Origin of the sequence: Kitasatospora sp. NPDC049285 (genome assembly GCF_040678815.1) — a bacterium.
GTDB lineage: Bacteria > Actinomycetota > Actinomycetes > Streptomycetales > Streptomycetaceae > Kitasatospora.
Window position 1 is genome coordinate 159519 of the sequence record NZ_JBFAQR010000009.1, and the last position, 12049, is coordinate 171567.

A 12049-nucleotide genomic window follows, 5' to 3' on the forward strand; every position below is an offset into this window, starting at 1 on the left:
CCAGTGATGGCGGCGGAGGTAGCGCGCAACAGGGTGTGCATTACGGCGCGTTCTGTGCCCCCCAAGGGGCGGTCGGCGTCTCGGACACCGGAGGCGCTGCAGTGTGCAAGCCCGCCAAGGACGGTCGGAACCGCTGGCAGAAGCCATGACCAGTGCACTGGGCCCGACCCCTCTGGGCCATGCCGTAGTCGTGCCGGGTAGGAACGCGGCCGCGTGGGAGCAGCTCCGGCGGTACCCGTCACGCGGACTCGATCTGCGAGAGGCTTGAACAGCGGATATGCCGCACGGGTGTTTCCGGGTCAGCGGCGGCGGGTGGTCGGGAGCATCTTCAGGACCGTCCGGGTGGCGGTGCGGCGGGTGGGTGGCGGGACCGGGCAGCGAGGCGGCTGCGCGATGTCATCCGGAGTGCTGAAGCCTGACGCTGCGTCAGGCGGTGGTTGTCGGGACCGGGGCGTGGTCCTCGTCCGGGGTGGGGGCGATGCGGTGGACGAAGGTGGCGGTGAGGAAGGCGACGACGGCGGAGACGATCAGGAGGGGGGCCGAGTCGGCGGCTTGGGCGCCGAGGAGGGCGGTGGTGAGGACGGTGCTGGTGACGGGGAGGCGGGTGACGGCGGCGGTGCTGGCGGCGAGGCCCGCGGCGAGGCCCGCTTCGATGCCGAAGCCGGGGAGGGCACCGGCGGCGATGCCGAGGGCGGCGCCGATGAGCACAGCGGGGAAGATCGGGCCGCCGCGCATGGAGCCGAGGGCGATGCCCCAGCCCAGGCCCTTGAAGAGGACCAGGGCGAGCAGGGCGCCGATCGACCAGGACTGCGGGTCGGCGGCGAGCTGGCCGAGGGCGATCTGTCCGGAGAGCGCGGCCTCCTCGGGGGAGCGGCCGGTGGCGAGCGCGTAGCCCGTGATGCAGACGCCGACCAGGGCGGCGCAGAGCACGGTGCGCCCGGCGATGCGGTGGGCGGTGAACGCGGCGGCCCGGTAGCCGAGGGTCTTGCAGGCCACCATCACCAGCGCGATCACCACGGCCGTGGGGATGCCCCAGAGGAAGTCCCCCGCGTCCGGCAGTTGCGCCTGGGGCACCGACGGCAGTTCGAGCGCGCCGATGGCCAGTCCGGTCCAGTGTCCGAAGCCGGTGAAGACCAGCGCGCCGATGCCCGCGGAGAGCAGGCTGGGCAGCAGCACCACGGTGAGCTGGGCGCCGCCGAGCCCGGCGGCCTCGAGCATCATCACCACGGCGACCAGCGGGCTGCCGAAGATGGTGGAGATCGCCGCGGTCGAGCCGGCCGCGCCCAGCACCGGGGCGAGCCGGGGGCTGGCGGAGCGTTTGGCGGCGCTGACCGTCAGCAGGGCCAGGCCGCTGCCGAGGGCCATCAGCGGCGCCTCCGGACCGAGGACGGTGCCGAGCGGCAGGCAGGCCAGCGCCGCGAGTACCACCGACGGCACCTCGACGGGCAGGGTGGGCGGGCCGCCGAGTCCGTGCACCGGGATGTGCCCGCCCCGGCCCGGCATCCGGGTCACGATCGGCACCAGCAGCAGGCCGGCCAGCAGCAGCGCGGGCAGCGGCCACCACCACGGCGCGCGGCTGTAGCCCAATTGCTCCGGGAAGCTCTCCCACACCCAGTGCTGCAACTCGTGCTCCAGGCTGACGAAGCCGAACGCCGCCAGCGAGACCGGAATGCCGACCAGACCCGAGATCAGCAGCAGCCGCCCGTAGCCGGGAGTGAGGAGCAGCTCGCGCAGGCTGGGCGGCTGGGACGGACCGGCGGCGGCCTGCTCTGGCATCTGCGCTCCCAGTACTTCGTCGACCGGCGGTGCGGGATCCGCCGGGCACATGTCCTTCGACCGTCCGACGTCCAGCCGAGCGCGGCCAACGGGGTGAGCCGAACGGGCGAGGCGCACACCCGAGCGGGCCTGCCGGGCCGGTCGTACGGTGGACGGAGGGCGGGGTACGGAGGTCGACCAGAGGAGGACGAGATGCCCGGTTCGATGACCATCGGACACACCGACGCGCTGGTGATGCTCAGCCACGCCGACGCCGAACGACTCAGCTCCATGCTCGCCGGACTCTCCGCCCTCGCCGCGGGCGGACAGCTCTCCGAGACCCAGCTCGCGGCCCTCTGCGGCGGCGACCCGGCGGACCGCGCCGAGCTGGCCTCCTGGAGCCGCACCCTGTCCGGCTACCTGCGCGAGCACCTCTGACCGGGGCGGCATGCGGCTTCGCCGGAGGCAGGCAGCGACGAGCGCCTCCGGCGGAGCTGTGGGGGGAGGGGAGAGGGGGGCGCGGCTGGTCGGAGGCGGGGGGCATGCGGCTTCGCCGGAGGCAGCGACGAGTGCCTCCGGCGGAGCTGTGGGGGAGGGGAGAGGGTGAGGCGGGGGTGGGATGTGGCTCTGCCGGGGCCCGGGATCGGCGGGTGCCTCCGGCGGGGCTGTGGGGGAGGGGGACGCGGCCGGTTGGAGGCTGGGGGTGGCATGCGGCTCTGCCGGGGCCCGGGATCGGGGGGTGCCTCCGGCGGAGTTGTGCGGGGAGGGAAGGGGGGAGGCGGGGTGCTGCGGAGGCCTTCAGTGGCTGGAGGCGGGTCCGGTGGTCGGGGGCCGGTAGTAGGTTTGGCGGCATGGAGCTGTCCTGGGTGACCGTGGCGACGCCGCTGCCGAGTGGGGTGATGCGGTTCGGGGTGACGGCGGACGGGGTGGCGGTGGCCAGCTATGCGGGGGACAGCTTCGCGGGGCGGCCGATCGGGGTGCCGGAGTGCACGGACGAGCGTCGGCGGGGGCTGGTGACGGCTCGCGTGGGGGAGTACTTCGCGGGCCGGCGGCGGGAGTTGGGGCTGCCGCTGGACTGGCGGTTCGCGTCCGGCCCGCACCGGGCGGTGCTGCAGTGCCTGTTGGCGGAGGTCGGCTACGGGCGGACCATCACGTACGGCGAACTCGCCGCCCGTAGCGGGGTGTTCGGCGGGCCGTCCGAGCCGGGGGTGCCGGCCCGGACGGTGGGGCAGATGATGGGGGCGAACCCGCTGCCGCTGCTGGTGCCGTGCCACCGGGTGGTGGCCGCCGACGGCCTGGGCGGCTTCGGCGGCGCGTGGCACGGCGTGGAGGTCAAGCGCTGGCTGCTCACCCTGGAGGGCGCCCTGCCGGCGACCCTGGACTGGGACGGTCCGGCGGGCTGGGACGGTCCGGCCGGATGAGCCTTCCGGTGTGGCCTACAACGCGGCTGCGGCGTGCAGGAGTTCACTCGCGACGGGCACCCGCTCCAGTGCGGGGGCGGCGGCCTGGCGGGGCAGCAGTGCCTGGATGGTGGGCACCAAGGCGTAGTCGTCGAGGGTGAGTTCGCCGGTGCTGGGGAGCAGCGGGCGGGCGCCGAGGGCGAGTTCGATGGCGGCGGCGGGCAGGTTGAGGCCGCACAGCCGGACCTGGTGCAGGCCGCCGGAGGGGCGGGTGTTGACGTCCAGCACCACGGGGCGGCCGCGGTCGTGGCGGAACTGGACGTTGGAGAGGAAGCCGACGCCGAACTCCTCGACCAGGCGGCGGGCAGGTTCCAGGTAGGCGGGGTCGACGGTGAAGCCGCGGCGGCGGCCCTGCTTGGTGCGGCCGATCGCGGCGAGGACCCGGCCGTCCGGGTCGGCCAGGCAGTCGACGGAGACCTCGGGGCCGCTCAGGAACGGCATCACCAGCAGGTCGGCGGGCTCGGTGGCGGAGTCCAACGCGGCCAGCACCTGGTCGAGTTGGACGCTTGCATCGACGTACCCGGCGAGCCGGCGGAGGCTGAACGGCTCGCGGGTGAGCACCCGGAAGCCCTCGCCGCCGGCGCCGCTGGCGGGCTTCAGGCAGGCCTGGGCGCCGGTGGCCTCGATCTCCTCGACGGCGGCGAGCAGTTCGGCCGCGTCGCGGGCCGGGCGCCACATCGGGGTGGGCAGGCCGACGGCGTCCATCGCCTCGTAGCCGTCGACCTTGCTGGTGAAGAGGGCGATCGCGGCGGCGGGCGGGCAGACCAGTACGGTGCCGAGGGCCTCGAATTCCCGTCGGCGCAGGGAAATGGCCAGCTGGTGCAGGCGGGGGAGGAAGACGTCCACGTCGTGGCGCGCGCAGAATTCCAGGGCGAATTCCACGTAAGCGTCGGGGGAGAGGCCGTCCGGTTCGAGGATGCCCAGGTCGGCGGCGGCGAGCACCGGGGAGTCGGGATCGACGTGGGTGGCCAGGACCTGGACCGGGCGTTGGGCGGCCCGCAGCAGGTCGATGAAGAAGACGTTCTCGGCGTAGGTACGGTTCAGCCAGACGCGGACGGGCGCGATCACGGAGGTCTCCCTGAGAAGGGCATGCCGATGGGAGGTCACCGACCTGTCCGCACTGCCTGTGGCGCCGGTCACCATGCCGGTGAGGGGGCCACCTTAGCGCTGTTCCGCAGCGATTCGAACAGCGGGTCGGCGAGCTGCGGGAACACCTCGAAGCGGGGGTGTCGACGGGGTGTCCGGGCGGCCCCGCGGAGGGCACCGGAGATCGAACGGTGATCGAACGGTCGCACCGGTCGCACTATTAATTTCGCACAACTGAATCACCCTCACGAGTGATTGCCGCCTCACCTGAATGGACGTCAGCATGGTTGCCGCAACGTGCCGTCGACACGATCAGGGGCCCCTCGGAAATGACGACCGAAACGACCGCCGGAATTCCGCAGGCAGGGTCGCAGACCAGCCTCTCGGTGGCCGCCGCCCGCAATCTGGCGTCCACCAGCAAGTCCGCGCCGCAGATGCAGGAGATCAGCAACCGCTGGCTGCTGCGGATGCTGCCGTGGGTCGAGGTCTCCGGCGGCACCTACCGGGTCAACCGACGGCTCAGCTACGCGGTCGGCCGCGGCCGGGTCAGCTTCGCGCAGACCGGCGGCGCGCTCCGGGTGGTGCCCCCCTCGCTGCGCGAGGTCCCGGTGCTGCGCGGCTTCCCGGACGACGCGCTGCTGGAGGAGCTCGCCGGCCGTTTCGTCCAGCGCGACTTCGCGGCCGGCGAGGTGCTGATCGAGCAGGGCCGGGAGATCGACGAGGTCTTCCTGGTCGCGCACGGCAAGGTCAACAAGATCGGCACCGGCCGGTACGGCGACGCCACCGTCCTGGGCACCCTCGCCGACGGCGACCACATCGGCGACGAGGCGCTCACCCTCGCCGACCGCCGCTGGCCCTACGGCGTCAAGGCCGCCACCGCCGGCACGGTGCTGGTGCTCTCCTGGCCGGCCTTCCAGGAACTCGCCGACCGCTCCGAGGCGCTGCGCGCGCAGATCCTCGACTTCATCGCCGACTCCCAGCTGCCGCAGAACCGCAAGGGCGAGGCCGAGATCGGCATGTCGGCCGGCCACGCCGGTGAGCACGAGCTGCCCACCGCCTTCGTGGACTACGAACTCTCCCCGCGCGAGTACGAGTTGAGCGTCGCGCAGACCGTGCTGCGGGTGCACAGCCGGGTCGCCGACCTCTACAACAAGCCGATGAACCAGACCGAGCACCAACTCCGGCTCACCATCGAGGCGTTGCGCGAGCGCCAGGAGCACGAGCTGGTCAACAACCCGGAGTTCGGCCTGCTGCGCAACGCCGAGTACGACCAGCGGATCCAGACCCACTCCGGCCCGCCCACCCCGGACGACATGGACGAGCTGCTCTGCCGCCGCCGCAGCACCCGGTTCTTCCTCGCGCACCCCAAGGCGATCGCCGCCTTCGGCCGCGAGTGCAGCCGCCGCGGCCTGTACCCCGAGGCCGTCCAGGTCGATGGCAAGACCGTGCCCAGCTGGCGCGGCACCCCCATCCTCACCTGCAACAAGATCCCGCTGGTCGGCAACACCACCTCGATCCTGGCCATGCGGGTCGGCGAGGACAACCAGGGCGTGGTCGGCCTGATCCCCGGCACGCTGCCGGACGAGGTCGAGCCCGGCCTGAACGTCCGCTTCATGGGCATCGACGAGAAGGCCGTCATCTCCTACCTGGTCAGCGCCTACTACTCCGCCGCGATCCTCGTCCCCGACGCCGTCGGCGTGCTGGAGAACGTCGACACCGCCCACTGGCACTGACCGCTCCGAGGGGGAGGACCACCATGGCCATCACCGCACCCGAACGCGACCGGCACGGCGACAGCGCAGGCCCCGAACACCAGGAGAGCGGACGGGACGCCGCGGAGGCGGTCGCCCTGCTCACCCGGGCCCGGACCATCGTCGACCCGGCCCTGCGCGCCGCCGTCGACACCCTGCCCGACTCCATGCGGCTGGTCTCCGGCTACCACTTCGGCTGGCTGGAGGCCGACGGCACCCCCAGCGCCGGCGGCTCCGGCAAGGCGATCCGCCCCGCGCTGGTGCTCGCCGCCGGCCAGGCCGTCGGCGGCCACCCGCAGGACGCGGTCCGTGCCGCCGCCGCGGTCGAGCTGGTCCACAACTTCACCCTGCTGCACGACGACGTCCTCGACCGCGACCACACCCGCCGCCACCGCCCCACCGCCTGGCGGGTGTTCGGCACCACCGGCGCGATCCTCGCGGGCGACGCGATGCACTCGCTCGCCCTCCGAATGCTCGCCGAGGACCCGCACCCGGCCGCGGCCGCGGCGGTGCGCCGACTCGCCGACTGCGTGGTCGAGTTGTGCGCCGGCCAGCAGGCCGACTGTTCCTTCGAACAGCGCGCGGACGTCACCCTGGCCGAATGCCTGGCGATGGCGGAGGGGAAGACCGGCGCGCTGCTCGGCTCCGCCTGCGCGATCGGCGCGCTGTACGCGGGGGCGGACGTGGCGACCGCCGACGCGATGGACGCCTTCGGCCGCGAGATCGGACTCGCCTTCCAGCTGATCGACGACCTGATCGGCATCTGGGGCGACCCCGCGGTGACCGGCAAGCCGGTCGGGGCCGACCTCGCCGCGAGGAAGAAGTCGCTGCCCGTCGTGTACGCGCTGCGCTCCGGCACGCCCGCGGGCGAGGAACTCGCCGAGCTGTACGGGCTGGGCCGACCGCTCAGTCCTGCGGAGCTGGCCCAGGCCGCGGACGCGGTGGACCGGGCGGGTGGCCGTGCCTGGGCCCAGGGCGAGTCGTGCGAGCGGATGGCCGCAGCCATCAGCCACCTGGCCACGGCAGTGCCGGACCCCTCCCAGGCGGACGAACTGCTGGCGCTGGCGGAGCTGGTGACACGCCGGACCTATTAGGCGGACGGCGGGGAGAAGACAGGGGCTCGGGGAACTGCGAGGTGAGTGGCGGACGGTCTGAAGTCGGCTGTGGGTCTTGGAGACGTCCATGCGCCGGGACCTTGCAGCGCCCTGTGACCCTGGCCGCCACGCACCCCCGCCGTTCCCCGGGCCCCTAAAGAATCCCCGAGCCCCTTAGGAAAGGAGCTGGCGCTCCTTTTCGGGGTCGATCCCCAGGGGGGTGTCGAGTTGCTGGTAGGTGACCTCCTTGCGGCCGCCTGATTCGAGCCAGGTCCAGGTGTCGCGGACGGTGTCGAGGAGGGGGCGGGGGCGGAGACCGGCGGTGACGGCTTTGGTGGGGTCGGCGTGCCAGGTGCCGTGCCAGCCGTCGATGGTGGGGGCCCAGATGGGGAGTTCGACCCAGGGGGCGATGTCGGCGGCGAGGAGGGTGGCGTCGGGGGTCCAGACGAACTCGGCGTCGGAGCCGGTGACGGTGCGGCAGGCGGTGAGGAGCTCGCCGGTGGTGGTCGCGCCGACGGGGGCGGTGGTGACGTAGCGGCCGGTGAGGCCCTGTTCGGCGACCAGCAGGCCGAACGCGGCGAAGTCGCGGGCGTCGATCAGGCTCATCGGGTTGTCGGGGGCACCGGGGGCGAGGACGCGGCCGCCGCGGGCGATCCGGTCGAGCCACCAGGGGAGGCGGCCGATGGGTTCGTGGGGGCCGATCAGCAGGCCGCAGTTGAGGATGGCGGTGGGGCCGAAGTTCTCGGTGAGGGCGCGTTCGCAGCCGGCCTTGAGGGCGTTGCTGAAGGGCTGGTCGGCGGGGACGTCGCCGGGGCAGTCGTGGGTGGGGGAGTTCTCGTCGACGGGCAGGGCGGGCCAGTCGGCGAAGGCGTGGACCGAGGAGACGAAGCTGTAGTGGTCGGCGCGGTCGCGCAGCAGCCGGGCCGCGGTGGCGACGTCGTGCGGTTGCTGGCCGGAGGTGTCGATGACGGCGTCCCAGCGGCGTCCGTCGACCAGGCGCCGCAGGTCGTCGGCGCTGGTGCGGTCGCCGTGGACGGCTTCGACGCCGGGCAGGTCGGTGCGGCTGACGCCGCGGTTGAAGGTGGTGACCCGGTGGCCGCGGGCGAGGGCCTCGGCGGCGTAGGCGCGGCCGAGGAACTTGGATCCGCCGAGCAGAAGGATGTCCATGCCGGTCAGCCTGTCCCGGGCGGCGGGCGGGTACCCGCACGTTCACTGGGAGCGGAGCGACGGGGCGTCAGCTGACGGGGCGTCGGAGGGCCGAGGTGCCGGGCGGGGGTGGGGCGCATAGCATCCGGGTGTACCGGTTTGTCTGAGTGTTCCCTTTTGTCGGGGGAGAAGGGTGGTCGGCATGGGCAATCCGGCGATCGTGGATCCGGCGACGGTCCGGCAGACGGCGGCGGACGCCTGGGTGTGGGGCTATCCGCTGCTGGAGAACTACCGGACGATCTACCCGCAGGCGATCGACGACGCGGACCCCCGGTACGTCGGGGGTTTCGGCACGTTCCGGCACTACCCGCACCCGTTCACCCCGGACAACACCGACGTGGTGACGCCGAACAACGACACGCCGTACTCGTGGGCGTGGCTGGACCTGCGGGCCGAGCCGTGGGTGCTGGAGGTGCCGGCCACCGAGCGGTACCACGTGCTGCCGGTGCACGACCTGGACACCGCGTACGTGGGCTTCGTCGGGTCGCGGACCACCGGGAACGGCGCCGGTCGGTTCCTGATCGCCGGGCCGGGGCACCGCTCCGAGCCGCCGGAGGGCTTCGACGGGGTGCTGCGGGCGGACACCAACCTGGTCGGCATCCTCGGGCGGACGTACCTGGCGGGGCCCGCGGACGTGCCGGAGCTGGAGCGGGTGCAGGCGGGGTACGTGCTGAAGCCGCTGAGCGAGCACCTGGGGACGCCGCGGCCGGTCGCGGCGGAGCCGGTGTGGCCGGTGTGGCGGGGCGAGGAGGTGCTCGGGACGCTGGAGTTCTTCTCCTACCTGGACTTCCTGCTGGGCTTCTTCCCGGTGCTGCCGGCGGAGGCCGAGCTGCGCAGCAAGCTGGCCGAACTGGGCGTCGGAGGCGGCGACTTCGAGCCGGCCGCGCTGACCGCGGAGGTCCGCGAGGCGCTGCTGGCGGGCATCGCGGACGGCCGGGCGCGGCTGGCGGAGGCGGCCGAGGGGGCGACCACCGGTGCGGGGCTGTTCGGCACCCGGGAGCAGCTGGGCACCCGGTACCTGGACCGGGCGCGCGGCGCGTTCAAGGGCCTGTACGGGCTGCCGGAGGAGGAGGCCTGGTACGGCGGCTGGGTGTCGCAGGAGGGCGGCGGGAAGCCGGTCGTGCTGCACTTCCCGGCCGGGGGGCTGCCCCAGGCGCGGTTCTTCTGGTCGGCGACCGTGTACCGGCTCCCGGAGCGGCTGCTGGTCGCCAACGAGATCGACCGGTACTCGATCGGCGACCGCACGCCGGGGCTGGTGTACGGCGCGGACGGGTCGCTGACCCTGTACGTCCAGCACGAACGGCCGGGCGGGCCGGCGGAGTCGGCGAACTGGCTGCCGGCGCCGGAGGGCCCGTACTTCGTGGCAGTGCGCGCGTACGGCCCCGGGCCCGAGCTGCTGGACGGCCGTTGGCGGCTGCCCGAGCCCACTCTCCGCTGAACCCGCAGAGCAGGAAAGGACGTTCGCATGGCTGACGCCACGCCCGAGATGCTGGCCGCCGACGCCTTCGTGTACGGCTACCCGCTGGTCGCCGGCCTGACCATGGTGGACACCTTCCACCGCAAGGGCATGAGCTCGATCGGTGCGACCGCGTGGAACACCTTCGGGCACGCCGCCCAACTGGCCACGCCCGACTCGGCGTTCGTGTCGGTGAACAACGACACGGTGTACTCGGTGGCCCCGCTCGACCTGTCCGGCGGGCCGTTGCTGCTGCACGTGCCGGACACCGGCGGGGCGTACGACGTGCTGCAGTTCATCGACGCCTGGACCGACAACTTCGCCTACGTGGGCCGCCGTTCGTCCGGCACGGCGGAGCAGACCTGGCTGCTGGCGCCGCCGGGTTGGCAGGGCACCCCGCCCGAAGGGGTACCGGTGATCAGCTCGCCGACCACGGTGGCGGCGATCGCGGTGCGCAACGCCTGCGCGGGGCCTGAGGACCTCGGCCGGGTGCGGGAGCTGCAGCGGGGGTTGACGCTGACTCCGCCGGCGCCGGTCGGCGTCCTGGCCGGGCTGCCGGAGCCCGATCCGGGGGTGCCGGAGGCGCTGGCGCTGCTGGAGAAGCTGCGGGTGTGGGCGGCGGCGTTCCCGCCGGCCGGGCCGGACGTCGAGTACCAGCAGCGCTTCGCCCCGATCGGCCTGCTCGACCAGGGGCGCTCGCCGTACCTGGACGGGCCGGCCGAGTGGACGGCGGCGCTGGCCAGGGGCCTGGCGGCGGGCCGCGAGCGGGTGGAGGCGGCGACCCGGCAGTCCGGCGAGGCCACCGGGGAGTGGACGGCCAACCTGCACCTGTTCGACTACAACGTCGACTTCCTGGGCCCCGGCACCCGGGACGAGCCGCAGTGGCGGACCGCCGACCGCCGGGCCGGCTACCTGACCCGTGCGGTGGCCGCCCGGATGGGCCTGTGGGGCAACCACGCGTACGAGGCGGCCTACGCGACCACCTACCACGACGCGGACGGCGTCCCGCTGGACGGCTCCCGCGCCTACACCCTGCGGTTCGAACAGCCGCCGCCGGTCCACGCGTTCTGGTCGGTGACCATGTACGGCGTCCCCGAGTACCTGCTGGTCGCCAACGAGATCGACCGGTACTCGATCGGCGACCGCACACCGGGGCTGGTGTACGGCGCCGACGGGTCGCTGACCCTCTGGCTGCAGCGCGAACGGCCGGACCGGGCCGAGGAGTTCGCGAACTGGCTGCCCACGCCGGAGGGCGGGTTCCGGCCGATGGTGCGGATGTACCAGCCGCAGGAGGCGGTGCTGGACGGCAGCTACCGGCTGCCGATGATCCAGCCGCGCTGACCGGGAGGAGGGCACGGCGATGGGCGAGGCGATCGGGCCGATGCTGGCCTCCGCGGTCGGCATCGCGATCTCCCCGCTGCCGCTGATCGCAGTGGTCCTGATGCTCGCCACCCCGCGCGGTCGTGCCAACGGGATCGCGTTCACGGCGGGCTGGGTGGCGGCGCTGGCGGCGGTCACCGCGGTGGTGGTGGCGGCCGGCTCCGGCATCGGGGCCGGCGGGGGCGGGTCCGACTGGTCGTCCTGGCTGAAGCTGGCACTGGGCGTGCTGTTCCTGCTGCTGGCGGGCCGGCAGTGGCGCGGCCGCTCGCGGGAGGGGCACGTCACCGAGCCGCCTAGCTGGATGCGGGCGATCGACGCCTTCACCCCGGCGAGGTCCGCGGGTCTCGCGGCGGCCCTGGTCGCCGCCAACCCGAAGAACCTGGTGCTGGCCGTCGGCGGCGCGGTCTCCATCGCCACCAGCGGTGCGAGCGGCGGCGGGAAGGCGCTGGCGGCGGCCCTGCTGGTGCTGATCGGCTCGCTGTGCACCACGGTGCCGCTCGGGGTGTACCTGCTCGGCGGGGACGGGGCGGCGAAGGTGCTCGGCGAGTGGAAGGCGTGGATGGCCGCGCACAACGCGGCGATCATGCTGGTGCTGTTCGTGGTGCTGGGCGTGAAGTACGTCGGCGACGCGCTCTCGGGCCTGACCGGCTGAGACGGCCGCGCCGCAGCCCCGTACCCCCGGCACACCTCGGCCGGGACGGAGTCGTTCCCGCCGACCCCGTCCCGGCGGCTCACGCCGGGCGGTCGCCGCCGGGCACGCACCTCGCCGGCTTCTCGTCGGACGCCGACCTGGCGTGATGCGCAAGGCGCGCCCCCGCCGGGGAGGTGAGGGACTGCCGACGGTCCGTCAGGACGGTGACG

At 73.6% G+C, this 12049-nt stretch carries 10 protein-coding genes; 7 read left to right on the plus strand and 3 right to left on the minus strand.

The window, feature by feature from the left end; all coding sequences use genetic code 11:
- Positions 1–426 precede the first annotated feature (426 nt).
- Positions 427–1776, minus strand: a complete 1350-nt coding sequence (locus AB0K51_RS09640; RefSeq protein ID WP_363452412.1) for a chloride channel protein — start codon at positions 1774–1776, stop codon at positions 427–429.
- A 192-nt stretch (positions 1777–1968) separates the two neighbouring features.
- On the opposite strand from AB0K51_RS09640, the gene AB0K51_RS09645 reads away from it, so the two are divergent.
- Together AB0K51_RS09645 and AB0K51_RS09650 are read left to right on the plus strand one after the other, a co-directional pair.
- A complete protein-coding gene (locus AB0K51_RS09645; protein WP_363452414.1) occupies positions 1969–2193 on the plus strand; it encodes a hypothetical protein in 225 nt (74 codons plus the stop codon).
- A gap of 413 nt (positions 2194–2606) precedes the next feature.
- Positions 2607–3176: a methylated-DNA--[protein]-cysteine S-methyltransferase gene (locus AB0K51_RS09650; RefSeq protein ID WP_363452416.1), complete on the plus strand. Its 570-nt coding sequence runs from the start codon at positions 2607–2609 to the stop codon at positions 3174–3176.
- 15 nt (positions 3177–3191) lie between these two features.
- Here the strand turns inward: AB0K51_RS09650 and AB0K51_RS09655 are convergent, their stop codons facing one another.
- Positions 3192–4283: an ATP-grasp domain-containing protein gene (locus tag AB0K51_RS09655; RefSeq protein WP_363452418.1), complete on the minus strand. Its 1092-nt coding sequence runs from the start codon at positions 4281–4283 to the stop codon at positions 3192–3194.
- Positions 4284–4630: 347 nt separating this feature from the next.
- Here AB0K51_RS09655 and AB0K51_RS09660 point away from each other — a divergent pair, with 347 nt between their 5' ends.
- Together AB0K51_RS09660 and AB0K51_RS09665 are read left to right on the plus strand one after the other, a co-directional pair.
- Positions 4631–6034: a family 2B encapsulin nanocompartment shell protein gene (locus AB0K51_RS09660; protein ID WP_363452420.1), complete on the plus strand. Its 1404-nt coding sequence runs from the start codon at positions 4631–4633 to the stop codon at positions 6032–6034.
- Between the two features lie 23 nt (positions 6035–6057).
- Positions 6058–7146 (plus strand): family 2 encapsulin nanocompartment cargo protein polyprenyl transferase, encoded by a 1089-nt coding sequence (locus AB0K51_RS09665; protein WP_363452422.1) that lies wholly within the window; start codon positions 6058–6060, stop codon positions 7144–7146.
- Between the two features lie 174 nt (positions 7147–7320).
- Here AB0K51_RS09665 and AB0K51_RS09670 read toward each other — a convergent pair whose 3' ends face one another.
- Complete coding sequence (locus AB0K51_RS09670) at positions 7321–8313, minus strand: NAD-dependent epimerase/dehydratase family protein (RefSeq protein ID WP_363452424.1); 993 nt, start codon at positions 8311–8313, stop codon at positions 7321–7323.
- A gap of 181 nt (positions 8314–8494) precedes the next feature.
- Between AB0K51_RS09670 and AB0K51_RS09675 the strand changes: the two genes are divergently transcribed.
- The 3 genes from AB0K51_RS09675 to AB0K51_RS09685 are packed head-to-tail and all read left to right on the plus strand — an operon-like array spanning position 8495 to position 11840.
- Positions 8495–9790, plus strand: coding sequence for a DUF1254 domain-containing protein (locus AB0K51_RS09675; RefSeq protein WP_363452426.1), 1296 nt, complete (start codon positions 8495–8497; stop codon positions 9788–9790).
- Positions 9791–9817: 27 nt separating this feature from the next.
- Positions 9818–11149: a DUF1254 domain-containing protein gene (locus AB0K51_RS09680; protein WP_363452428.1), complete on the plus strand. Its 1332-nt coding sequence runs from the start codon at positions 9818–9820 to the stop codon at positions 11147–11149.
- A 19-nt stretch (positions 11150–11168) separates the two neighbouring features.
- Positions 11169–11840: a GAP family protein gene (locus AB0K51_RS09685; RefSeq protein ID WP_363452430.1), complete on the plus strand. Its 672-nt coding sequence runs from the start codon at positions 11169–11171 to the stop codon at positions 11838–11840.
- Positions 11841–12049 lie beyond the last annotated feature (209 nt).

Excerpts from the sequence above, each read along its gene's own strand:
- AB0K51_RS09665 (WP_363452422.1), top strand. The coding sequence starts at position 6,058 with ATGGCCATCACCGCACCCGAACGCGACCGGCACGGCGACAGCGCAGGC.
- AB0K51_RS09640 (WP_363452412.1), bottom strand. The coding sequence starts at position 1,776 with ATGCCAGAGCAGGCCGCCGCCGGTCCGTCCCAGCCGCCCAGCCTGCGC.
- AB0K51_RS09675 (WP_363452426.1), top strand. The coding sequence starts at position 8,495 with ATGGGCAATCCGGCGATCGTGGATCCGGCGACGGTCCGGCAGACGGCG.
- AB0K51_RS09685 (WP_363452430.1), top strand. The coding sequence starts at position 11,169 with ATGGGCGAGGCGATCGGGCCGATGCTGGCCTCCGCGGTCGGCATCGCG.
- AB0K51_RS09660 (WP_363452420.1), top strand. The coding sequence starts at position 4,631 with ATGACGACCGAAACGACCGCCGGAATTCCGCAGGCAGGGTCGCAGACC.
- AB0K51_RS09670 (WP_363452424.1), bottom strand. The coding sequence starts at position 8,313 with ATGGACATCCTTCTGCTCGGCGGATCCAAGTTCCTCGGCCGCGCCTAC.
- AB0K51_RS09650 (WP_363452416.1), top strand. The coding sequence starts at position 2,607 with ATGGAGCTGTCCTGGGTGACCGTGGCGACGCCGCTGCCGAGTGGGGTG.
- AB0K51_RS09680 (WP_363452428.1), top strand. The coding sequence starts at position 9,818 with ATGGCTGACGCCACGCCCGAGATGCTGGCCGCCGACGCCTTCGTGTAC.
- AB0K51_RS09645 (WP_363452414.1), top strand. The coding sequence starts at position 1,969 with ATGCCCGGTTCGATGACCATCGGACACACCGACGCGCTGGTGATGCTC.